The 807-nt window shown below is 30.2% G+C and carries 1 protein-coding gene; it reads left to right on the forward strand.

Annotation, left to right across the window (positions count from 1 at the left end; all coding sequences use genetic code 11):
- Positions 1 to 52: 52 nt before the first annotated feature.
- Positions 53 to 655 carry a hypothetical protein gene (locus QMA06_RS16425; protein WP_290208000.1) on the forward strand — a complete coding sequence of 201 codons (603 nt, stop codon included), beginning with the start codon at positions 53 to 55 and terminating at the stop codon, positions 653 to 655.
- The last annotated feature ends 152 nt before the right edge of the window (positions 656 to 807 follow it).

The raw sequence follows: 807 nt of genomic DNA on the forward strand, positions 1-807 counted from the left end.
ACGTTGTAAAACATTTAAAAAAAACCTGAACTTCATTTAAAACTCACAATTCTTGAATAAGAACAAAGCAAATTTTGAATATGTTTATGTTGAAAAAGACGGAACAGTACGTGAATTGGATAATCAGGAAATTGAATATTTACAAACTGAATTTAAACCAAGTGATGGAGCAAGACCATATATTAAGACTAATTATGAACAACTTGCACCTGACAAGAAAATTTCAGGATTTCTGCATAGAAGTAAAGTTCCAGAAACTATTGAAATAATACAAACAGATATTCGAAATGTGGAATTTGGATACCCAATTAATATATGTGACTCAAACAGAGTTATAGAATTACACGTTGGAATATTTAGCGTGTATGTTCTTGGAGGTTGGGACGTTGAAGTAGAAAATTTTACTTTCACCCTAACGAATATTAAAACTGGACGAATAATTAATCCTAGAGATACGCAATGGAGAATTCAATCTTATGAATGTGGATATTTAGCGAAAAAAATAAAAGTTCTCGACATTCCCGAAAGTGGAAATTATCTGATTGATTTTAAGAATCTAGATAGTCTAAAAGTTTGGAATGCAAGATTACCGTTGGTATTTAGAATTTTCAAGAAACCTATAAAAAAACAAAATATTGCGATAAGCATTATATAAATATTTGAACGAATAAAAAACGTTTTACAACACCGTGTATAATTCATTGCTAGTTATAGCTTACTTACGAAAGTCCTCGCGGACTTTCTATCTGTGATTTATTTGCTAACTTTAATGCTTAAACACGCAACGAAATCATACACAAACACGTT

This window comes from Winogradskyella bathintestinalis, from assembly GCF_030407435.1.
Classification (GTDB): Bacteria; Bacteroidota; Bacteroidia; order Flavobacteriales; family Flavobacteriaceae; genus Winogradskyella; species Winogradskyella bathintestinalis.